Origin of the sequence: Pseudomonas sp. AU11447 (assembly GCF_001672555.2) — a bacterium.
Taxonomy (GTDB): Bacteria; Pseudomonadota; Gammaproteobacteria; order Pseudomonadales; family Pseudomonadaceae; genus Pseudomonas; species Pseudomonas nitroreducens.
Genome location: NZ_LZDG02000049.1, coordinates 61,193 through 83,012, shown reverse-complemented (window position 1 = coordinate 83,012; position 21,820 = coordinate 61,193). Strand labels below are relative to the sequence as shown.

Sequence of the window (21,820 nt, the reverse complement as noted above, 5' to 3'; positions counted from 1 at the left end):
CCCGGCTAGGGCTTCTCGCTGCTGACAACGCGGTTGCGGCCGCTCTGCTTGGCGCTGTACAGGCGCTGGTCGGCGCGCTTGAGCACGGTCTCGGTGGACGTCGGCGCGCTGCCGCTCTCGGCCACGCCGATGGACAGCGTCACCTTGCCGACCTGGGGAATCATCGTGCTGGCGACCGTTTCGCGGATCCGCTCGGCAATGTTGCGGGCCGCTTCCAGGCTGGTGCCCGGTAACAGCAGGACGAACTCTTCGCCGCCGGAGCGGCACGCCAGGTCTTCTGCCCGGGAGGAGTCGCGCAACACACCGGCGACCCGGCGCAGGGCCTCGTCGCCGGCGTCGTGGCCCCAACTGTCGTTGACCTGCTTGAAGTGGTCGATATCCAGCAGCAGCACCGCATAGGGCAGGCCGGACTGTTCCAGTGTCGCCAGGGCGGCGGCCAGCGCGCGGCGGTTGGCCAGGCCGGTGAGGGCGTCGCTCTGGGCTTCCTGGCTGAGCCGGCCGAGCTTCTGCTGCATGAGCCCGACACCGGTCAGCAGTGCCTGGCGGATGGCGGCGGCCTCGCGGTACCAGGTCCTGATGCTGCGCAGCTCGCCCGGGGTTTCCGGCGCCGACAGGCGCTCGGCGCTGTAGGCCAGTTGCCGCAGCGGCCGGGTGATCAACAGGGCGCCGCCCCAGATCAGCAGCACGCCCAGCAGGCTGGCGGGGATCAGGCCGAAGAACATGTCCTTCATCAGCAGGCCCAGTGGCGCCAGGCTCAGGTCACGGGGCTGCTGCGCCACGACGGCCCAGTTGGCGCCGGGCACCTGGGCGTAGCCGGCAAGCATCTCCACGCCCTGGGTGTTGGGCACTTCCATTGCGCCGGTTTCTCCGCGTAGCGCGGCTTCCACCGTCGGGCTGCCCTTGAGCAGTTCGCCGACGCGTGGTGCCTCCGGGTGGTGCAGCAGGCGGCGGTTGGCGTCAGTGACGAAGGCGTAGGTGCCCTCGTGGTGGAAGTGGCTGCCGATGATGGTGTGCAGCACGCTCTGCTTGAGGATGTAGACCGAGCCGCCGACCAGCCCGAGGTACTCGCCGGTAGGGCTGACGATAGGCTGGGAGATGAACACCACCAGGTTGCCGGCGATGGAGACATACGCCTGGCTGACCGCCGGCTGCTTGAGTTGCAGGGCCTGCTGTACGCCTACCGAGCGCAATGTGGTGCCGACGATCTGCAGCGAATCCGGGTAGGCCTCCAGCACCTTGCCGTGAGCATCGACGATGGCGATGGAGTTGAAGTAGGTGTCCTGGGATTGCAGGCGCATCGCTTCGGCGCGCAATACCCCGCGATCACCCTGGTGCGTTGCGAGGATATTGGCGCTGAAGGCCAGGTTGCGCTGCGCCGAATCGATGAATTCGCTGATGCTGGAGGCGACCTTGGCGGCATAGGCGCGGTTGGCCTCCAGGGTGGTATGGATCAGCGCCGAACGTTGCACGGTATAGGCCACGACCAGGCTGTTGCCGAGGGTCGCCAGGGCGGCGAGCAGGACGAAGACCAGGATCAGCAGCCGCAGGGTCAGCGGCTTGCGGCTCCAGCGCTTCATGCAGCCACCGCGGGTGGGCGAGGCGCTCGGGGGGCTCCGTCGAGGGGGCAGTTCTCTGCGCCGTGGCGCGATGTCAGGTGGCTCTCCATGGGCCGGGCTCCGTGCTGGGGCGGGCTGCCTGATCCGTCTGTCCTCGACGGGTCGAGGTTCAGGATAGGCAGGGATACGCCGCCAGTCACCTGTTCGGGGCCGGTTCCGCCAGCCAGGCGGATCAGCGCGGCGGGACAGGCCGGCGAGATCACGCCTGTTGGCGCAGGCATGCGGCGTGCCCCGAAACCTCGCTTCGATGCCTTCAACGGCCTGTCTCCGGGTCGCTCCAGGGGGCGTTCGACTGGAGGTGGCGCGCCGCGGCGTTCCTGGCTGTTCGATTACGGGAGTGCCGACGCAGGGAGCACCTCTGCAGATTCGCCGCCCATGAAAAAGCCCCGCACGTGGCGGGGCTTCTTCTACAACTAGGGGGCGATCAGTTGGCGGCTGCGGCAGCGGCCATGTCCGATACGCTCTCGCCACGGTGCTGGCTGAACTGCGGGGCCAGCGAGCCGATGATCATGCCGATGGCGCTGCAGATCAGGCCCACCAGTTGCGGCGGCCAGAAGTCACCTTCCTGATGGCCCAGTTCCAGCGACACCCAGCCGATCAGGCCGCAGGCGATGGCGGTCAGGGCGCCCTGGGTGGTGGCACGCTTCCAGAACAGGCCGAAGAACAGCGGCACCACGGCGGCGACCAGGGTCACCTTGTAGGCGTTGCCGACCATCTCGTAGATGCTGGCGTTGGACAGCAGGGCGAACAGGCAGGTGGCGACGGTCATCGCCAGCACGCTGCAACGCATGGCCAGCAGGGCCTGGCGGTCGTTCATGTTGGGCAGGAAGTGCTTGACGATGTTCTCGGTCAGGGTCACCGACGGGGCCAGCAGGGCGCCCGAGGCGGAGGACATGATGGCCGAGAGCAGGGCGCCGAAGAACATGATCTGGGCGAACAGCGGGGTACGTTCCAGGATCAGGTGCGGCAGGATCTGCTGGGAGTCTTCGGCCAGCCAGTGCTTGACCATCTCCGGTTCGATCATCGAGGCGGCGTAGATCAGGAAGATCGGCAGCATGCAGAAGACCAGGTAGCAGCAGGCACCGGTCATGGTGGCGCGCTGGGCGATCTTCTCGGTCTTGGCCGACATCACGCGGGCATAGACGTCCTGCTGCGGGATCGAGCCGAACATCATCGTCACCGCTGCGCCGAGGAAGGCCACGATGTCCTTCGCCGAGGTGCCGTGGAGGAAGGTGAACTTGCCTTCGCTGGCGGCGTGGCTGATCACGTTGACCGGGCCGCCGGCCATGTCACCGATCAGCCAGACGAGGTAGAACAGGCCGCAGACGATGATGATCATCTGCAGGAAGTCGGTCAGCGCCACGGACCACATGCCGCCGAACAGGGTGTGCAGCAGGACGATGATGGTGCCGATGATCATGCCCTGGGTGGTGGTCAGGCCACCGTCGGAGAGCACGCTGAAGACCACGCCCAGCGCGGTGATCTGCGCGGCGACCCAGCCCATGTAGGAAATGATGATCACCAGGCTGGTGAAGATTTCCACGTGCTGGCCGAAGCGCTTGCGGAAGAAGTCACCGATGGTGAGCAGGTTGAGACGGTACAGCGGGCGGGCGAAGACCACGCCGACCAGCATCAGGCAACCGAAGGAACCGAACGGGTCTTCGATGATCCCGGCGAAGCCTTCTTCGAGGAAGGTGGCCGGGATGCCCAGCACGGCTTCGGAGCCGAACCAGGTGGCGAACACCATGGTCACGACGAGGGGGAAGGACATGCTACGACCGGCGGCCGCGTAGTCCGAGGAGTTGTGCACGCGGGTGGTGGCGTAGAAACCGACAGCTACGGTGATCACCAGATACACCGCTACAAACCAGATCAGCATTTGTTCGTTCCGTTGGCTCGCCGGGAACCATGCTGCCGAGACGAAGCTCGGGCAGGTAGGCCACGACTGACAAAGTTGTTTTTGTTGGGTTGCGCGGCCGAGGTCATCCGGTGCACCAGGCAGTGAATCCGGAAAAACGTAACCAGTTGCGACAACGGGCCGCAGTCTGCCAAATCCGTTAAATATGTCAAACACTTGAATCGTCCATGAGCGAAAAAAATTACATTGCTGGACGAATGGTTACGCTAAAGGATTGATTTGATTGGTTGCTAACGATCAAAAGTGACTGTTTAGTCTTTTATTTTTTACAGTCGATGTTCGATAAGCAGAACAGCTTGGGAGCCGCTAGGCTCTTGGCACGGCACGCTTTCAAGGACTTTCATGTTCGAGCATTTCGACCTGGCGCAATTGCTTTCCCAATACGGCTACCTGGCGCTGTTCGTCGGTTGCCTTCTGGAGGGCGAGACGATCCTCATCCTGGCCGGCCTGGCGGCCCACCAGGGCCTGCTGGCCTACGTGCCGGTGGTGTTTTGGGCGACCCTGGCCGGCACCCTGGGTGACCAGTTGCTCTACTGGACCGGCCGCCGCGCCGGCGACCGCGCTGTGCCCTGGCTGCAGCGGCGTGGGCTGGCCGTGGAGCGGGTCACCGGGCTGATCGAGCGACATCCGCTGCTGGCGATCTTCTCCGTGCGTTTCCTCTATGGCATGCGCCTGGCCGGGCCGTTGCTGATCGGCGCGAGCCGGGTAGGGCCGCTGCGCTTCCTGCTGATCAACCTGCTCGGTGCCTTCTGCTGGGCGCTACTGTTCGCCAGCGCCGGCTACTGGGCGGGGGAGGTGCTGGAGCGCTGGCTGGGCAACCTGCGGCCGTACCGGCTGCCGATCTTCCTCGCGGTACTGGTGCTGGTGGGTGGATTGGAGCTGTGGCGGCGCCATCGGCAGCGGCGCAAGGCGCATTCCGGCGCAACCCGGGAAAGTTTGCACAAGCCTTGATACAGAGCGGTTTGGATTCGTGCGCGGCGCGATTAGAATCGCCGCTCTTTCGATCAAGGACGCTGTCATGAGCCTTTACCAGCCCGGCATTCTCGCCACCCCGGTTCCCGCCCACGCCCGCCATCTGTTCTTCGATGTGAAATCGCTGCAGGACCTGCCCGCCGCGCTGGATCGCCTGCTGCAGGTCGCCGATGGCGAACGCGCGGTGGTGGGGTTTGGCGAGTCGCTGGTGCGCGCGCTGGGCCGCCGCATCGAGGGGCTGCGTGAGTTCCCGGCCATTTCCGGCGTGGGCGTCGACAACCCGTCCACCCCGCACGCGCTGTGGGTCTGGCTGCGCGGTGAGGATCGTGGCGAACTGCTGCTGCGCACCCAGGAGCTCCAGGCATTGCTGGCCCCGGCCCTGGAGCTGACCAGCCTGACAGAAGCCTTCCGCCATGGCAGCGGCCACGACCTGACCGGTTACGAGGACGGCACCGAGAATCCGCAGGATGACGACGCCATCGCCGCCGCCATCGTCGAGGGCGACGCAGCGGGCCTGGTCGGCGGCAGCTTTGCCGCGATCCAGCAGTGGCGTCACCAGCTGCAGGACTTTGCCGCGCTGCCGCAGCACGAGCGCGACGACATCATGGGGCGCCGCCTGAGCGACAACGAGGAGCTGGACGACGCGCCTGAGTCCGCCCACGTCAAGCGCACCGCCCAGGAGAGCTTCGAGCCCGAAGCCTTCATCGTGCGCCGCTCCATGCCCTGGACCCAGGGCCAGGACGCGGGACTGATGTTCCTCGCCTTCGGCCGCACCCTGGACGCCTTCGAGGTGCAGCTGCGCCGCATGAGCGGCCTGGAAGACGGCATCACCGACGCGCTGTACCGCTTCAGCCGCCCGCTCACCGGCGGCTACTACTGGTGCCCGCCGCGCAAGGACGGGCTGCTGGACCTGAGCGCGCTGCTGGGCTGATTCACCTGCTGCCTATGAAAGCCCCGCCAGTGTGCGGGGCTTTTTTGTGGTCGCTGGCGCGCTGGTTCGCGAGCAAGCTCGCTCCTACAGAAGAGCCTCGCGGTAACCCTTGTAGGAGCGAGCTTGCTCGCGAACAGCACGGCACCGCCACCCGTCGCAATGGCACCCCGATCTTCGGCGGAATTGGCTGTTGGTCCGATGCACCCCGAGGCGTAGCGTGAACACCACGTTCCCACTGCCCGAGGTACCCGCCATGCACGCATCCACATCCCTGAAACTGTTGTTCGCCGGCCTCGGCCTGGCGCTGAGCCTGCCGGTATTCGCCCATGGTGACGCGGCCAATCCGGAGAAAATCGACGTCCAGCAGGAGCAGAAGCTCCCCGATGCCGCCGGCAAGAAGGGCCTGATGATCACGGTTGCCTACGAGCCGGGTCAGGCGTCCGGTGCACACGTGCACAGCGGCTCGGTGTTTGCCTACGTACTCGAGGGCGCGGTGATCTCCCAGCTCGAAGGGCAGAAGCCGGTGACCTACCAGGCCGGCCAGTCCTGGTACGAAGCACCGAACACGCCGCACCTGGTCTCGCGCAACGCCAGCGACAAGAAGCCGGCCAAGTTGCTGGTGTGGATGCTGCTGGACGAAGGCGCACCGGTGCTCACGCCGTTGAAAAAGTGAATGCCCGAATGAAGAACCCCGCCAGTTGGCGGGGTTCTTCATTCGGGCGTGCGGATCACTCCGGCGCGCCGGGCACCTGGCGCGGGGCCATGAAGAACATCCAGGCCAGGGCCAGGAAGTACATGGTCGGGATCAAGGTGAAGAGGATCGCGTAGTTGTTGTGGGTGACGGTGAGGATGTAGCCGACGATCTGGGTCATGAACATGCCGCCAATCGCCGCGCACATGCCGCCGAAGCCGAACACCGTGCTCATCATGTGCTTGGGCGTGTAGTCCATCACCAGGCTCCAGATGTTCGCCGTCCAGGCCTGGTGCGCGCCGACCCCCAGGGCGATGGCGGCCACGGCGATCCACAGGCCGCTGGCCTTGGCGGCGAATATCACGCCGATGATGCAGCAGGCGCAGATGAACATCGACAGCAGGCGTGCATGGATGGGCTTCATGCCACGACCGATCAGCCAGGACGACAGGATGCCGCCGCCGATGCTGCCGAAGTCGGCGGTCAACCAGATCAGCATCAGCGGGATGCCCATCTGGGTGACGCTGATCCCCAGGCCGTATTGCTGGTTGAGGAACGGCGGCAGCCAGTAGAGGTAGAACCAGAACACCGGTGCGGTCAGCGAAAGGGCCACGGCGAAGGCCCAGGTGCCGCGCATGCGCAGGATGGTGGAGAAGGGCACGCGCTCGGCCGGCGGTTCGACGGCATCCTGGATGTAGTCCAGTTCACTCTGCTTCACCGTCGGGTGCTCTTCGGGGTTGAAGTACTTCAGGCTCCACAGCACCACCCAGACGAAGCCCAGCGCGCTCATGCAGAGGAATGCCGCCTGCCAGCCCCAGACCGAGAGGATCAGCGGCAACAGGGCGGGGGTGACCATGGCGCCAACGTTGGTGCCGGCATTGAAGATGCCGGTGGCCACGGCCCGTTCGCCGGCCGGGAACCACAGGCGCGTGGTCTTCACGCAGGCCGGGTAGTTGGCTGCTTCGGTGAGGCCGAGGATGAAGCGGCAGACCATGAAACCGGCCGCTGAACTGGCCAGGCCGTGGGCGCCGGTGGCGAAGCTCCACAGCAGCACGGCAAAGAAGAATGCACGCTTCACGCCGATGCGGTCGATCAGCCGGCCCTGCAGCACGAAGCCAATGGCATAGCCGACCTGGAACCAGAAGTTGATGTTGGCGTAGTCCATGGCCGTCCAGGCCATTTTCTCGGCGAGGATCGGCTGCATCACGCCCAGGGCAGCGCGGTCGATGTAGTTCAGGGTGGTGGCGAAGAACACTAGGGCGAGCATGCCCCAGCGCACCTTGCCGACGGCCATGGCGCCACGCACCTTGCCGAAGAGGGAAGAGCCGTGCGGAGCGACCGCAGCGAGGGGAGCGGATTGCGTATGGATCATGATCGGGCCATCCGTTATCGGGCTGACGCGCAGCCTCGGGAATTATTGTCGTGCCGCAGGCGGCCCGCGTGCTCCACCGCCGATCGGCTAGAGCTGCAGGAAAGACGTGCGGTGGCTGGCGAAAATCAGTGCGCGCGGCAGTGGCCGAGCAGTGTGCACAAACCCGGCATCAGGCGGGCCAGGATGGTTTGGCGGTGGGGAATGGAGGCGGCGAGGCGAGGGGGAGGTACGTACATGAGCATTTACCCGTTCTTGAAATTGTTATGGATGACACGCAGGCCATCTCGCAGCGGCTGAGGGACTTCTCTTCGATAAAGAGCCCGGTGAAGGCAGTGCCGGGGGAGCAGCCGGGTTGCGTCGACGTGGCTAAATCTTGAGCAGCGGCCGTAACAGCGTCAATTCGATAAACGGCCTTTGGTTCGGTAATCGAACACAAAACTAACCAGTTAGTACACTTTAAATTGCTGCCGGCCCGGACCGCCAGAATAATCAGACTCAGCCGGAGACCGATTCCAACAAGCCCCTCACCCCGCCCGGCAGGAGTCCACCGATGCAACGTTCGATCGCCACCGTTTCCCTCAGCGGAACCCTGCCGGACAAGCTCGAAGCCATCGCCGCCGCCGGTTTCGACGGCGTGGAAATCTTCGAGAACGATCTTCTCTACCATGGCGGCAGCCCGCGCGACGTGCGCCGCCTGTGTGCCGACCTGGGGCTGGCGATCACCCTGTTCCAGCCGTTTCGCGATTTCGAGGGCTGCCGTCGCGATCGCCTGCCGCGCAACCTCGACCGCCTGGAGCGCAAGTTCGACCTCATGCAGGAGCTGGGCACCGACCTGGTGCTGATGTGCAGCAACGTTGCGGCCGACTCCCTGGGCGAGCGCGAATTCCTCCTCGAGGACCTCGGCCTCGCCGCCGAGCGTGCGGGTGCCCGCGGGCTGCGCGTGGGCTACGAAGCCCTGGCCTGGGGGCGTCATGTGAACACCTGGCAGCAGGTCTGGGACCTGGTGCGCGAGGTGGACCACCCGGCGCTGGGTGTGATCCTCGACAGCTTCCACACGCTATCGCTCAAGGGTGACCCGGCCGGCATCGCGCAGATTCCGGGGGAGAAGATCTTCTTCGTGCAGATGGCCGACGCGCCGATCCTGGCCATGGACGTGCTGGAGTGGAGCCGGCACTTCCGCAACTTCCCCGGGCAGGGCGAATTCGACCTGCCGGGCTTCCTCGGGCCGATCCTGAAGAGTGGTTATCGCGGGCCGCTGTCGCTGGAAATCTTCAACGATGGCTTCCGCGCCGCGCCGCCGCGCGCCAATGCCGCCGATGGTCTGCGCTCGCTGCTGTACCTGGAAGAGAAGACCCGCGATCGCCTGCTCGGCGAAGGCATGCCGCAGGAGCAGCTGGACTGCCTGTTCGCGCCGCCACCGGCCAGCCAGCTGGAGGGTGTGGAGTTCCTCGAATTCGCCGTCGACGAAGCCCTTGGCGCGCGCCTTGCCAACTGGCTGGAGCGCCTGGGCTTTGCCCGCGCCGGCGAACACCGCTCCAAGGCGGTGAGCCTGCTGCGCCAGGGTGATATCAACATCGTACTCAATGCCGAACCCTATTCCTTCGGCCACAGCTTCTTCGAGGCCCACGGCCCGTCGCTGTGCGCCACCGCGTTGCGCGTGCGGGACGCCGCCAGCGCGCTGGAGCGTGCGCAGGGCTACAAGGGCCAGCCGTATCGCGGGCTGGTCGGCCCCAACGAGCGGGAGATTCCTGCGGTGCGTGCGCCGGACGGCAGCCTGATCTACTTGGTTGAAGAGCACCTGGTGGGAGAGCGCGCCAACGGGCAGACCATCTATGACGTGGACTTTCGTCTTGACCCCGAGGCCAAGCCGAGCGGCCGCTTGCAGCGCATCGACCACATGGCCATGGCCCTGCCGGCGGATGGGCTGGACAGCTGGGTGCTGTTCTATAAAGGCCTGTTCGACTTCGAGGCCGACGACGAAGTGGTGCTGCCCGATCCCTATGGCCTGGTGAAGAGCCGCGCCCTGCGCAGCGCCAACGGCAGTGTGCGGTTGCCGCTGAACATCTCGGAGAACCGCAACACCGCCATCTCCCACGCGCTGTCCAGTTACCGCGGCTCCGGTGTGCACCACATCGCCTTCGCCTGCGAGGACATCTTCGCCGAGGTGGCGCGGGCGAAGGACGCCGGTGTTCCCCTGCTGGATATTCCGCTCAACTACTATGACGATCTCGCCGCTCGCTTCGACTTCGACGACGAGTTCCTCAGCGAGCTGGCCTACTTCAACGTGCTCTACGACCGCGATGCCAATGGCGGCGAGCTGTACCACGTCTATACCGAACCGTTCGAGGGGCGCTTCTTCTTCGAGATCATCCAGCGTCGCGGCGGCTATGCGGGATACGGCGCAGCCAACGTCGCCGTGCGCCTGGCGGCCATGGCACAGGCACGCAACGGCACCACGCGCCGGCGGAAGGTCTGAGCCTGCTGCGCTTTGCCTGAAGGGCGCGGGGGCGCGCATAATCCGCGCATCCTTTCACCGCACAGCCGGCGCCCTGGCGCCGGCGGACCGATGCCCAAGCCCATGACTGCCGACAGCGCCACCCAGCCTATTCCTGCCGAAACCGCCCGCCGGGGCCGCAAGAACAACCCGGAGAAGACCCGCGAGGATATTCTCCAGGCGGCCATCGTCGAGTTCGTCCAGCAGGGCCTTTCCGGTGCGCGGGTGGACGCCATCGCCGAGCGCATGAACACCTCGAAGCGGATGATCTACTACTACTTCGGCAGCAAGGAACAGCTCTACCAGGCCGTGCTGGAGAAGCTCTACGGCGATATCCGCGGTACCGAGCAGACACTGCACCTGGCCGAACTGGAGCCGCTGGAAGCCATGCGCCGGCTGGTGGATTTCACCTTCGACCACCACGACCGCAACGTCGATTTCGTGCGCATCGTCAGTATCGAGAACATCCACTACGGCCAGTTCGCCTCCGGCTCCGAGGCGATCCGTTCGATGAACAGCAACATCCTGCGCACCATCGAGGACATCCTCCAGCGCGGCGCCGCCAGCGGCGCCTTCCGCGCCGGCCTGCCGGCCATCGACGTGCACATGCTGATCAGCGGGTTCTGCTTCTATCGCGTGTCCAACCGCCACACGGTCGGGTCGCTGTTCCAGGTCGAGCTGGAAGACCCGGCGATCAAGGCGCGGCACAAGGACATGATCATTGAGGCGGTGTTGCGCTACGTGCAGCCGTAACCAGATCTGGATCTGGAGCGAAGGCTGTTCGCGAGCAAGCTCGCTCCTACCATCGGCACCGCATTCCCAGGGGGGCTGTAGGAGCGAGGGGGACGCCTAGTCCTTGCTCGCGAATCGGGTATTCACCGATCCAGGGCATCGCACTACATCGCAGCGAAGTGCGCCAGCATCCTTTGCGCGTTGGCCTCGACACCACTGAACAGCTCGAACGCCTTCACCGCCTGGAACACCGCCATGTTGCCGCCATCCAGCGTGCGGCAGCCAAGGCTGCGGGCGTGGCGGAGCAGTTCGGTCTCCAGCGGGAAATAGATGATCTCCGCCACCCACAGGCGCGAGTGCAGAAACTCCAGCGGTAGCGGCGCGCCGGGCAGCTTGGTCATGCCGACTGGCGTGGTGTTGACCAGCCCGTCTGCCTCGGCGAGCGCACCGGCCAGGTCATGACCGACCTGCGCACGTTGGTCACCGAAGTGGGCGTTGAGGTTGTCCGCCAGCGCCTGAGCGCGGGCTGCGTCCACCTCGAAGATGGTCAATTGCGCCACGCCTTCGCTGAGCAGCGCATGCGCTACCGCAGCGCCCGCGCCACCGGCCCCCAGTTGCACCACACGTTCGCGCGGCGCATCGCTGAGGTTGCGCCGGAAGCCTTCGGCAAAACCCAGGCAGTCGGTGTTGTGACCGATGCGTCTGCCGTCACGCAGTACCACGGTATTCACCGCACCGATGCCGCGCGCTTCATCGGAGAGTTCGTGCAGCAGCGGAATCACCGCCTGCTTGCAGGGAAAGGTGATGTTCAGCCCGGTGTAGCCCATGCGCTCGGCGGCGGCGAGCAAATCGGGCAGGGCGGCTGAGTCGATGCCCAGGGTGTCCAGGTCGATCAACCGGTAGAGGTAGCGAAAACCCTGGGCGTCGCCTTCGCGCTCGTGCAGCGCCGGGGTGCGCGAAGCCTGGATGCCGGCGCCGATCAGGCCGGCCAGGACGGTGCGGTGCTCGCTCATCGGGCTCACTCCTGCAGCAACTTGGTGAAGTGCTGGATGCCGGCGCGGTAACCGTCGCTGCCCAGCCCCGCGATCACGCCCACGGCGATAGCGGAGATGAACGAGTGGTGCCGGAATTCTTCCCGCTTGTGCACGTTGGACAGGTGCACTTCGATCACCGGCAATTCCACGGCGGCCAGCGCATCGCGGATCGCCACCGAGGTGTGTGTCCAGGCAGCGGGATTGATCAGGATGCCGGCGCAGCGGCCGCGCGCCTGGTGAATCCAGTTGATCAGCTCGCCTTCGTGGTTGGTCTGGCGGAATTCGATCTGCAGGCCGCTCTCTGCACCGGTGCGCTGGCAGAGCGCGGCGATGTCGTCGAGGGTTTCGTGGCCATAGGTGGCCGGCTCACGGGTACCGAGCAGGTTTAGGTTCGGCCCGTTGAGCACGAGCAGGATGTGGGGCATGGGGAATGGCTCCGTTGTTCTTGTATGGCCGTAGAGGAAAGGCCTGTAGGAGCAAAATGTACCAAATGGTTAATTTGGTCAATGCGGGGGCGGTGATGCGGAGATGGTGACGAAAATTCCCTATAACTCGTCAAAACGCCGGAAACGTTGATGATTCACCAGGCTACGTGATCCCCTGTGCACAGGTGTGCAGAATCACATTCCGTGCGGTGATCGACCATCGGTAGGAGCGGGCTCCGCCGGTGATCGGTTCAAGCCCGCCGAGGTTTTCCAGGGAGCACGATGCCCCTGTAGGAGCGAGCTTGCTCGCGAACAAACTTCCGCCGTGGGGCGACAGGTTCGCGTGGGAGGACTGGGCGCCCCTCGGTCCTGCAAAAAAAAGACCCGCCAATCGGCGGGTCAGAGGGGGAAGCCTGGAGGCTATCAACCTTGGAGAGTGCAGGCTTCAGACGTGCAAGGCATGCCCCAGCGCGCGCAGCGCAGCTTCCTGCACGGCTTCGCCAAGGGTTGGATGGGCGTGGATGGTGCCGGCGATGTCTTCCAGGCAGGCGCCCATTTCCAGGGACTGCACGAACGCCGTGGACAGCTCCGACACCGCCTTGCCCACCGCCTGCCAGCCGAGGATCAGGTGGTTGTCCTTGCGCGCCACCACGCGGACGAAACCGTCGCCGGATTCCAGGGTCATGGCGCGGCCATTGGCAGCGAACGGGAAGTTCGCCGTCAGCACCTCGTAGCCAGCGCCCTGTGCCTGCTCGGGCGACAGGCCGACCACCACCACTTCCGGATCGGTGAAGCACACCGCCGGGATCGCCGTCGGGGTGAAGGCGCGGCGCTTGCCGGCGATGATCTCGGCGACCATCTCGCCCTGGGCCATGGCGCGGTGGGCCAGCATGGGCTCGCCGGCGATGTCGCCGATGGCCCAGACGTCGCGCATGGAGGTGCGGCATTGTTCGTCGATGCGCACGGCGCGGCCGTTCATGTCCAGGCGCAGGGTGTCGAGGTTCCAGCCGGCGGTATTGGGGTGGCGGCCGACGGCGACCAGCACCTGGTCAGTCTCGATCACCCGTTGCGATCCGGCGCCATCCTGCACGCGCAGGCCTTTGCCGTCCGGCTCCAGGCCCATCACGCTGTGGCCCAGGTACAGCTCGATGCCGAGCTTGCGCAGGGCGTTGGCCACCGGCTTGGTCAGCTCCTCGTCGTAGGTCGGCAGGATGCGCGGCTGCGCTTCCACCACCGTGACCTCAACGCCGAGCTTGCGGTAGGCGGTGCCCAGTTCCAGGCCGATGTAGCCGCCGCCCACCACCGCCAGGCGTTTGGGCAGGGCCTTGGGCGCCAAGGCTTCGGTGGAGGAAATCACGTTGCCGCCCACCGGCAGGAAGGGCAGCTCGACGGATTTCGAACCGGCCGCCAGCAGCAGGTGCTCGGTGTGGATGTGCTGGGTGCCGCCTTCGCTGAGATCGACTTCGACGGTCTTGCCGTCGACGATCCTGGCCCAGCCGTTGACCACGGTGACGCCGTGCTTCTTCAGCAGCGCGGCAACGCCGGTGGTCAGGCGGTCGACGATGCCGTCCTTCCATTCCACGGTGCGCTGGATGTCGATGCTCGGCGCCTGCACGCTGATGCCCAGCGGCGACTTGCCGGCGAATTCGCGGGCCTTGAGGTATTCCTCGGCGGCGTGGATCAGCGCCTTGGACGGGATGCAGCCGATGTTCAGGCAGGTGCCGCCGAGCGAGGCGCCTTCCACCAGCACGGTGCGGATGCCCAGCTGGCCGGCGCGGATCGCCGCGACATAGCCGCCGGGGCCGCCACCGATCACCAGCAGGGTGGTTTCGAGAGTCTGGTTCTGTTTCACGTCTCTGGCTCCACTCATCAGTCGATGAACAGGGTGGCGGGATGTTCGAGCAGGGCGCGCACGGCCTGGATGAAGGCCGCTGCGTCCATGCCGTCGACCACCCGGTGATCGAAGGAGGAAGACAGGTTCATCATCTTGCGCACGATGATCTGCCCATTGATCACCATCGGCCGCTCGACCATGCGGTTGACGCCGACGATGGCCACCTCCGGGTAGTTGATCACCGGTGTGCTGACGATCCCGCCGAGCGCACCGAGGCTGCTCAGGGTGATGGTCGAGCCGGACAGTTCCTCGCGGCTGGCCTTGCCATGCCGTGCCGCTTCGGCGAGGCGCGCGACTTCTGCGGAGTTGCCCCACAGGTCGCGGGATTCGGCGTTGCGCAGCACCGGCACCATCAGGCCGTTGTCGCTCTGGGTGGCGACGCCCAGGTGCACCGCGCCGTAGCGGGTGATCACGTCGGCATCGTCGTCATAGCGCGCATTGAGCTGCGGGAAGTCGCGCAGGGCGACGACCATGGCGCGGGCGATGAAGGGCAGCAGGGTGAGCTTGCCGCGCGCCGCGCTGTGCTTGGTGTTGAGATGGACGCGCAGGGCTTCCAGGTCGGTGACGTCGATTTCCTCGACGTAGCTGAAGTGCGGGATGCGCCGCTTGGCCTCGGCCATCTTCTGCGCGATCTTGCGGCGCAGGCCGATTACCGGGATCTGGTGCTCGTCATGGCGCGCGGCGTAGCCGGAGGCAATGGTCGCGCCGCCGTGTTCGAGGAAGTGCTCCAGGTCTTCCCGGAGGATGCGCCCGGCCGGGCCGCTGCCCTGGACGAACTGCAATTCCACGCCCAGGTCGCGGGCACGCTGGCGCACGGCCGGCGAAGCCAGCGGCTTCTCACCTGGCGCGCGGCGCGGAGCCGGCGACGGAGCAGGGCGCGCGGCCGGGGCGACGGGTTTGTTCTCGACGCGGGGCTCAATCTTGGCCGCCTCGGCGACCGGCTCAGGCTTGGCCGCCGGCTGGGTTGGTGCTTGTTCCTGTGCCTTCGGCTGCGCGGCCTCCTTGTGGTTGCCGTGGCCTTCCACTTCCAGGCGGATCAGCTCGCCGCCCACGGCCATGACCTGGCCCGGTACGCCGCCCAGGGCGAGGATCTTGCCGGCCACCGGCGAGGGGATTTCCACGGTGGCCTTGTCGGTCATGACTTCCGCCAGCAACTGGTCCTCGTGGACCTCGTCGCCGACCTGGACATGCCACTCCACCAACTCGACCTCGGCGATGCCTTCGCCGATGTCCGGCATCTTGATGACGTGAGTGCCCATTCAGACCTCCATGGCGCGCTTGAAGGCCGCGCCGACGCGTGCGGGGCCGGGGAAGTAGTCCCATTCCTGGGCGTGCGGGTAGGGCGTGTCCCAACCGGTGACGCGGGCAATCGGGGCTTCGAGGTGGTGGAAGCAGTTCTCCTGCACCAGTGACATCAGCTCGGCGCCATAACCACAGGTGCGCGTGGCTTCGTGGACGATGACGCAGCGGCCGGTCTTCTTCACCGACTCGACGATGGTGTCCAGGTCCAGCGGCCAGAGGCTGCGCAGGTCAATGATCTCGGCGTCGATGCCGGTTTCCTCGGCGGCGGTCTGGGCCACGTAGACGGTGGTGCCGTAGGTCAGCACGGTCAGCTCGGAGCCGGGGCGGGCGATGGCGGCCTTGTCCAGCGGGACGCTGTAGTAGCCCTCGGGCACCTGGCTGGCCGGGTGCTTGGACCAGGGCGTCACCGGGCGGTCGTGGTGGCCGTCGAACGGGCCGTTATACAGGCGCTTGGGTTCGAGGAAGATCACCGGGTCGTCGTTCTCGATACAGGCGATCAGCAGGCCCTTGGCGTCGTACGGGTTGGACGGCATGACGGTACGCAGGCCGCAGACCTGGGTGAACATCGCCTCCGGGCTCTGGCTGTGCGTCTGCCCGCCGTAGATGCCGCCGCCGCAGGGCATGCGCACCACCATGGGCACGGTGAAGTCGTTCACCGAGCGGTAGCGGATGCGCGCAGCTTCCGATACCAACTGGTCGGTGGCCGGGTAGACGTAGTCGGCGAACTGGATTTCCACCACCGGGCGCAGGCCGTAGGCGCCCATGCCCACGGCGGCGCCGATGATGCCGCTCTCGGAGATCGGCGCGTCGAATACGCGGGAGGTGCCGTACTTCTTCTGCAGGCCCTCGGTGCAGCGGAACACGCCGCCGAAGTAGCCGACGTCCTGGCCGAACACCACGACGTTGTCGTCGCGCTCCAGCATTACGTCCATCGCCGAGCGCAGCGCCTGGATCATGGTCATGCTGGTGACGGCCTGGGCGTTCTCGTGTTGCGGGTTCATGGCATTCATACCCCAAGCTCCTGGCGCTGCCGGCGCAGGTGCTCCGGCAGGTCCTTGTAGACGTCGTCGAACAGGTTGGCGGCGCTGAACACGTGGCCGTCGACCAGCGAGCCGTGGCGCTCGGCCTCTTTCTGCGCGGCGATCACTTCGGCTTCCAGTTCCTTCTTCAGCGCTTCGTGCTGGTCGTCGGACCAGATGCCGAGGCCGACCAGGTGTTGCTTCAGGCGGGCGATGGGGTCGCCCAGGGGGAAGTTGGTCCAGTCGTCCGCGGGGCGGTACTTGGATGGATCGTCCGAGGTGGAATGCGGGCCGGCGCGATACGTGACCCACTCGATCAGGCTCGGGCCATGGCCACGGCGGGCGCGCTCGGCGGCCCATTGCGAGGCGGCGTAGACCGCGAGGAAGTCGTTGCCGTCCACCCGCAGCGAAGCGATGCCGCAACCCACGCCACGGTTGGCGAAGGTGGTGCCTTCGCCCCCGGCGATGGCCTGGAAGGTGGAAATCGCCCACTGGTTGTTGACCACGTTGAGGATCACCGGCGCGCGGTAGACGTGGGCGAAGGTGAGGGCGGTATGGAAGTCGGATTCGGCGGTGGCGCCGTCGCCGATCCAGGCGGACGAGATCTTGGTGTCGCCCTTGATCGCCGAGGCCATTCCCCAGCCGACGGCCTGGATGAACTGGGTGGCGAGGTTGCCGGAGATGGAGAAGAAGCCCTTCTCGCGGCTGGAGTACATGATAGGCAACTGGCGGCCCTTGAGCGGGTCCTGCTCGTTGGAGAGCAGCTGGCAGATCATGTCTTTCAGCGGGTAGTCGCGGGTGATCAGGATGCCTTGCTGACGGTAGGTCGGGAAGGTCATGTCACCGTCGCGCAACGCCATGGTGTGGGCGGTGGCGATGGCCTCTTCGCCCAGGCACTGCATGTAGAAGGACATCTTCTTCTGGCGCTGGGCGGTGAGCATGCGCGCGTCGAAGATGCGCGTCTTGAGCATCAGGCGCATGCCGCGCAGCAATTGCTCGTGGCTCAGCTCCGGGGCCCAGGGGCCAACGGCGCTGCCGTCCTCGTCGAGCACGCGCACCAGGCTGAAGGCCAGGTCGGTGGTCTGCGCCGGTTCGACGTCGATGGCGGGCTTGCGTACCTCGCCGGCGGGCGAAAGATGCAGGTAGGAGAAGTCAGTCTTGCAGCCCGGGCGTCCGGTGGGTTCGGGGACGTGCAGGCGGAGTGGGGCATAGTCGGTCATGGCGGTCTCCAGTTGTGATCGTTGGGTGTGGATCAGCAGACGGAAGAAGCCATGCCTGGCGGGCGCACCCGGCCGGGTCGGGCTACGGTGCAGGTGCCGCGCAGGGTTGCGCAGCGGGTGGTGACATCACTCATGGTGAGGTCCTCGGTTGTTGTAGTTGTGGTTTCAGTATAGGTGTGACCGATTGGTTTTTTGCTCCAAATTGACTAGCTCAGAGCTTACGGATTAGTGTGTTTGCACTATAAAAACAGCACTGAGTAGTACGAGCAAAAATGGCTGATCTCGACCGCACCGACCTGAAGATCCTCCGCGCCCTGGCCGACGATGGCCGCCTGTCCTGGCGCGATCTGGCGCAGAACATCGGCCTGTCGCTGACCCCGACGCTGCGCCGGGTCCGCCGTCTGGAGGAGGAGCACTACATCCAGGGCTATTTCGCCCGGCTCGACGAGGAGCGCCTGTCCGGCGGCATGAGTGTGTTCGTCTCGGTGTCCCTGGAAAAACAGACCGGCGACTACCTCGCCCGGTTCGAAGAACGCATCGTCCAGGCGCCGCAGGTGATGAGCTGCTTCCAGATGACCGGCGACGCCGACTACATGCTGCGGGTGGTGGTGAAGGACCTGTCGGCCTACCAACTGTTCCTGACCAATACGCTGACGCAGATTCCCGGCGTAGCCGGGATCAAATCGGCCTTCGCCTTGAAGTCGGTGATGCTGCGCTCGGCGCCGCCGATCTAGCTGGGTAGTTCCCTGTAGGAGCGGATTTATCCGCGATCAGGCGGGCGCCGCGCCAGCCAGAGGTTCGCGAGTTTTGTAGGATGGGGTGGAGCGCAGCGATACCCATGCTGCGGCGCGCCGAATTGATGGGTATCGCTGCGCTCCACCCATCCTACGTCGAGGCAAATCAGCCGTTGCGGCGGAATTGCTCGCGATACTGCGTCGGCGTCACGCCTAGGCGCTGCACGAACACCAGGCGCATCCGCGCCGGGCTGCCGAAGCCGCAGCGCCAGGCGATCACTTTCAACGCCAGGTCACTGCCTTCAAGCAATCCACGGGCCGCATCGATGCGGGCGCGCTGGACGAACTCGGCCGGCGTCACCCCCGCATCGCGGACGAAGATGCGGGCGAAGCTGCGTGGGCTCATCGCCACTTCGGCGGCCAGTTGTGGCACGCCCAGCGGCTGGTCCAGATGCTCCTGCACATAGCGCTGGATGCGTGCCACTGGCGAAGCCTCGTCCGCCGGCGCCTGCAGGAAGGGGCTGAACTGCGATTGCCCGCCCTGGCGCTGGGCGACCACCAGCAGGCGCTTCGCAACGGACAGCGCCACCGCCGCGCCGTGATCCTCCGCCACCAGCGCCAACGCGAGATCGATGCCCGCGGTGACGCCCGCCGAGGTCACCAGCGCGCCATCGCGGACATGGATGCGATCCGGCTCGACCTGCGCCAGAGGGAACAATTCTGCCAGCCGCCGGGCATCGCTCCAGTGCGTCGTCACGCGCTTGCCGTCCAGCAGTCCGGCGTGGCCAAGCAGGAAGGCGCCGGTGCAGATCGACCCGTAGCGCGGCGCCTGGGCGCAGGCTATGCGCAGCCAGTCGAGCAACTCCACTGAGGGTGATTCCTCAGGCAGTGTCGGGCCGCCCGGCACCAACAGGATATCGGCCGCGCCGTCGCCCTGGTCGATGGCGGCATCCGCTCCCAGCAGCTGGCCATTGGAGGCGCGCAAGGGGGTGGGCTGTGCGGCGAGAGTCACCACCTGATAACCCTGGCCGGCAGGCACGAAGGCATTGGCTTCGGCGAACACATCCAGCGGCCCGGAAACGTCCAGCGCCTGCACGCCGGGGAACAGCAGCATGGCCACGCGTTTCATGGCGCCTCCCGATCTGATCGATGGCGTTCATTCTTGCGGTGGAACGGCCTGGCTGCAATCGGCCGATGGAAACGAATGCTGCCATTCTGGCAACGGAGGGCGTCACAATCACAGCCAGAGGTACGCCCGCAAGGCAATATTATTGCGTGAATCGAAGAAATCCGTTGTTGAAGTCGATCTGTGTAGGAAAGGTCGCATCAGCTAGATTTATGGCAGTGGGCCACGATCGACGCGACCCGCGTGATCCCTGAGGTGCCTGCCATGAAATCCACTCTCTGCGCGCTGTTCGCCATCCCCGCCGTGCTGCTGTCCTTCACTGCCTTTGCCGATGAGGCGGCCGTCTACCACTACGGCATGCCGCTGGACGTCGCCAAGGTGCTGAGCATCAGCCAACCCAACGAGCGCTGCGAAGTCAGCCAGGCCACCATGGTCTACCTGGACTCGCAAGGCCAGCAGCACACCCTCAAGTACCTGCGCCAGACCCCGCGCTGCAGCGACATCTGAGTCAGGCGCGGAACTGCTCCACCAATCCCTGCTGCCGGCTGGCCAGTTCGTTCAGTGAACGGCTGGCGCCGGCGGCCTGCTGTGCGTGCTCGGAAATGGTCTGGGTGACGTCGCGGATACCGGCGATGTTGCGGTTGATCTCCTCGGCGACGCTGCTCTGTTCTTCTGCCGCGCTGGCGATCTGCAGGTTCATCTCGCTGATCAGGTTCACTGCCTCGCCGATGCGCCGCAGCGCGTCGATGGCCTGGCGCGCCTGGTCGACGTTGCCCTGGGCCTGGGCGAAACTGCCCTGCATCGCGCTGGTGACCGAGTGGCCGCGCGCCTGCAGGTTCTCGATCACCTCGCGGATTTCCTCCACCGATTCCTGGGTGCGCCGGGCCAGCCCGCGCACTTCATCGGCGACCACCGCGAAGCCGCGCCCGGCATCGCCTGCGCGCGCCGCTTCGATGGCGGCGTTGAGGGCGAGGAGATTGGTCTGCGCGGCGATGCCGCAGATGACTTCCAGGATCGAACCGATCTGCTCGTTGCTGGCCGCCAATTGTTGCAGCTCAGCCATGGCCTGGTGCATGCCGCTGGCCAGCAGGTCGATGCCGCTGTTGGTCGCGTCGAGGGTGCGGAAGCCGTCATCGCAGGCTTGTTCCGCCGTGCGCGCGGCTTCGGCGGCGCGAGCGGCGCTGCGGGCGGAATCCTGCGCGGTGGCGGACATCTCGTGCAGCGCGGTGGCGACCTGGTCGATCTCGCGGAACTGCTGCTGCATGCCGTCACTGGTCTGCCGGGCGATCTGCGCGGAGCGGTCGGCGGTGGCATGGGCTTCGCGGGTGGCTGACTGCACAGCGGCGATGCTCGGTTGCAGCTTGTCGAGGAAGCGGTTGAAAGCGGTGGCGAGGCGGCCCAGTTCGTCACGGCGCGGGTAGTCGAGGCGGCGGGTGAGGTCGCCTTCGCCATCGGCGATGTCTTCGAGCATGCGCGCCAGACGCAGGATCGGCCGGCTGATGCCCAGCGCGGTGAGCGCCACCAGCAGCATGCCGAGCAGGCCGGCGGCGACACCGATGCCGATCTCCAGTGCAGTACTGCGCCAGCGCAGGTCGTCCAGCGTGCCCTTGAGACGTTCCGCCGGGGCGAGCATCACCGAACGCGGCACGCTGAGCAGGATTCCCCACGGGGCAGCATCCGGCACCGGGGCGAGGCTGTGCAGTACGTTGATGGAGTCGCCGTCGTCGCTGGACTGCGAGCGCCCGGCGGCAATCTCGGCGAGCACGGCCTTGTCGTCGAACTTCTGCCCCAGCTTCGACGCATCGCCGCTGTCGCTGGCGACCAGCCCGTTGGGACTGAGAATGCGGATGCGACCCTGGCCGTCGAACAGGCTGCGGCTGCCCTCCACGCTGCTTTGCTGGAGGGTGGCGAGGTCGATGTCGAAGCCGATGGCGGCAATCGCCTTGCCGTTTTCCAGCAAGGGCAGGGTGACGCTGGTGACCAGCCGGCGCTGGCCGGAGGCTTCGTCGAAATACGGGTCTAGCACACAGGGGCGGGCGTGCCCGGTGGAGCAGGTGAAGAAAGCGTTGTAGGGCTGGCCGCTGGGGCCGGGCGTGGTATCCCCGAGGACTTGCTCGGTGCCGATCACCCGCTGGGTTTCCTTGCCGTTCTGCAGCAGGTAGAGGGCGAAGCGTCCGGTTTCGTTGCTGCCCAGGTCTTCACGGGCGGTGAACTGGTGGTCGGCGGCGTCCAGCGCATCGGGCTGGAACACCAGGAACAGGCCGAGCAGCTCCGGGTGCGCGCCGAGGGTTTCGGCCATCGACTGGTTGAGTGCGGCACGCAGCGCGGCAGGGTCGAGGA

18 protein-coding genes and 1 pseudogene are annotated in these 21,820 nt (G+C 66.0%); 7 read left to right on the top strand and 12 right to left on the bottom strand.

Annotated features, from left to right (window positions below):
- Positions 1 to 5: 5 nt before the first annotated feature.
- Together A6723_RS19200 and A6723_RS19195 are read right to left on the bottom strand one after the other, a co-directional pair.
- Positions 6 to 1,577, bottom strand: coding sequence for a sensor domain-containing diguanylate cyclase (locus A6723_RS19200; protein ID WP_054910231.1), 1,572 nt, complete (start codon positions 1,575 to 1,577; stop codon positions 6 to 8).
- 463 nt (positions 1,578 to 2,040) lie between these two features.
- A complete protein-coding gene (locus A6723_RS19195; RefSeq protein WP_054910597.1) occupies positions 2,041 to 3,495 on the bottom strand; it encodes a sodium:solute symporter family protein in 1,455 nt (484 codons plus the stop codon).
- Positions 3,496 to 3,876: 381 nt separating this feature from the next.
- Between A6723_RS19195 and A6723_RS19190 the strand changes: the two genes are divergently transcribed.
- From A6723_RS19190 to A6723_RS19180, 3 genes are all read left to right on the top strand, one after another.
- The gene (locus A6723_RS19190; protein WP_054910596.1) at positions 3,877 to 4,485 is read left to right on the top strand and encodes a DedA family protein; all 609 of its coding nucleotides are present in this window, start codon (positions 3,877 to 3,879) and stop codon (positions 4,483 to 4,485) included.
- A 67-nt stretch (positions 4,486 to 4,552) separates the two neighbouring features.
- A complete protein-coding gene (locus A6723_RS19185) occupies positions 4,553 to 5,437 on the top strand; it encodes a Dyp-type peroxidase (protein WP_054910595.1) in 885 nt (294 codons plus the stop codon).
- A 253-nt stretch (positions 5,438 to 5,690) separates the two neighbouring features.
- Positions 5,691 to 6,110 carry a cupin domain-containing protein gene (locus A6723_RS19180; RefSeq protein ID WP_054910594.1) on the top strand — a complete coding sequence of 140 codons (420 nt, stop codon included), beginning with the start codon at positions 5,691 to 5,693 and terminating at the stop codon, positions 6,108 to 6,110.
- 55 nt (positions 6,111 to 6,165) lie between these two features.
- On the opposite strand, the gene A6723_RS19175 is transcribed toward A6723_RS19180, so the two are convergent.
- Positions 6,166 to 7,500: an MFS transporter gene (locus tag A6723_RS19175; RefSeq protein ID WP_054910593.1), complete on the bottom strand. Its 1,335-nt coding sequence runs from the start codon at positions 7,498 to 7,500 to the stop codon at positions 6,166 to 6,168.
- A 550-nt stretch (positions 7,501 to 8,050) separates the two neighbouring features.
- Here A6723_RS19175 and quiC point away from each other — a divergent pair.
- Both quiC and A6723_RS19160 read left to right on the top strand, forming a co-directional pair.
- Positions 8,051 to 9,976 (top strand): 3-dehydroshikimate dehydratase QuiC, encoded by a 1,926-nt coding sequence (gene quiC, locus A6723_RS19165; RefSeq protein ID WP_054910591.1) that lies wholly within the window; start codon positions 8,051 to 8,053, stop codon positions 9,974 to 9,976.
- A gap of 102 nt (positions 9,977 to 10,078) precedes the next feature.
- Positions 10,079 to 10,747 (top strand): TetR/AcrR family transcriptional regulator, encoded by a 669-nt coding sequence (locus A6723_RS19160; protein ID WP_054910590.1) that lies wholly within the window; start codon positions 10,079 to 10,081, stop codon positions 10,745 to 10,747.
- A gap of 143 nt (positions 10,748 to 10,890) precedes the next feature.
- On the opposite strand, the gene A6723_RS19155 is transcribed toward A6723_RS19160, so the two are convergent.
- From A6723_RS19155 to A6723_RS19130, 6 genes are all read right to left on the bottom strand, one after another.
- On the bottom strand, positions 10,891 to 11,739 hold the full coding sequence (locus tag A6723_RS19155) for a shikimate dehydrogenase (RefSeq protein ID WP_054910589.1): 849 nt from the start codon (positions 11,737 to 11,739) through the stop codon (positions 10,891 to 10,893).
- A 5-nt stretch (positions 11,740 to 11,744) separates the two neighbouring features.
- On the bottom strand, positions 11,745 to 12,185 hold the full coding sequence (aroQ, locus tag A6723_RS19150) for a type II 3-dehydroquinate dehydratase (RefSeq protein ID WP_054910588.1): 441 nt from the start codon (positions 12,183 to 12,185) through the stop codon (positions 11,745 to 11,747).
- A gap of 445 nt (positions 12,186 to 12,630) precedes the next feature.
- On the bottom strand, positions 12,631 to 14,055 hold the full coding sequence (lpdA, locus tag A6723_RS19145) for a dihydrolipoyl dehydrogenase (protein ID WP_054910587.1): 1,425 nt from the start codon (positions 14,053 to 14,055) through the stop codon (positions 12,631 to 12,633).
- Complete coding sequence (locus A6723_RS19140; protein WP_054910586.1) at positions 14,055 to 15,338, bottom strand: dihydrolipoamide acetyltransferase family protein; 1,284 nt, start codon at positions 15,336 to 15,338, stop codon at positions 14,055 to 14,057. Before A6723_RS19140 ends, lpdA begins: the two co-directional genes overlap by 1 nt.
- Positions 15,339 to 16,391, bottom strand: a complete 1,053-nt coding sequence (locus A6723_RS19135; RefSeq protein WP_017518320.1) for an alpha-ketoacid dehydrogenase subunit beta — start codon at positions 16,389 to 16,391, stop codon at positions 15,339 to 15,341. It abuts the gene before it with no gap.
- Positions 16,388 to 17,620: a 3-methyl-2-oxobutanoate dehydrogenase (2-methylpropanoyl-transferring) subunit alpha gene (locus A6723_RS19130; protein WP_054910585.1), complete on the bottom strand. Its 1,233-nt coding sequence runs from the start codon at positions 17,618 to 17,620 to the stop codon at positions 16,388 to 16,390. Before A6723_RS19130 ends, A6723_RS19135 begins: the two co-directional genes overlap by 4 nt.
- A gap of 272 nt (positions 17,621 to 17,892) precedes the next feature.
- Between A6723_RS19130 and A6723_RS19125 the strand changes: the two genes are divergently transcribed.
- Entirely contained in the window at positions 17,893 to 18,354 is a 462-nt protein-coding gene (locus A6723_RS19125; protein ID WP_024762520.1) for an Lrp/AsnC family transcriptional regulator, read from the top strand.
- Between the two features lie 166 nt (positions 18,355 to 18,520).
- Here the strand turns inward: A6723_RS19125 and A6723_RS19120 are convergent, their stop codons facing one another.
- Positions 18,521 to 19,483 (bottom strand): GlxA family transcriptional regulator, encoded by a 963-nt coding sequence (locus tag A6723_RS19120; protein ID WP_054910584.1) that lies wholly within the window; start codon positions 19,481 to 19,483, stop codon positions 18,521 to 18,523.
- Positions 19,484 to 19,744: 261 nt separating this feature from the next.
- Between A6723_RS19120 and A6723_RS19115 the strand changes: the two genes are divergently transcribed.
- A complete protein-coding gene (locus tag A6723_RS19115) occupies positions 19,745 to 19,987 on the top strand; it encodes a DUF2790 domain-containing protein (RefSeq protein ID WP_054910583.1) in 243 nt (80 codons plus the stop codon).
- Position 19,988: 1 nt separating this feature from the next.
- Here A6723_RS19115 and A6723_RS32700 read toward each other — a convergent pair whose 3' ends face one another.
- Together A6723_RS32700 and A6723_RS32695 are read right to left on the bottom strand one after the other, a co-directional pair.
- The gene (locus tag A6723_RS32700; protein WP_371914065.1) at positions 19,989 to 20,744 is read right to left on the bottom strand and encodes a methyl-accepting chemotaxis protein; all 756 of its coding nucleotides are present in this window, start codon (positions 20,742 to 20,744) and stop codon (positions 19,989 to 19,991) included.
- Between the two features lie 102 nt (positions 20,745 to 20,846).
- Positions 20,847 to 21,011, bottom strand: a pseudogene (locus A6723_RS32695) (HAMP domain-containing protein); the annotation flags it as partial.
- Between the last annotated feature and the right edge of the window lie 809 nt (positions 21,012 to 21,820).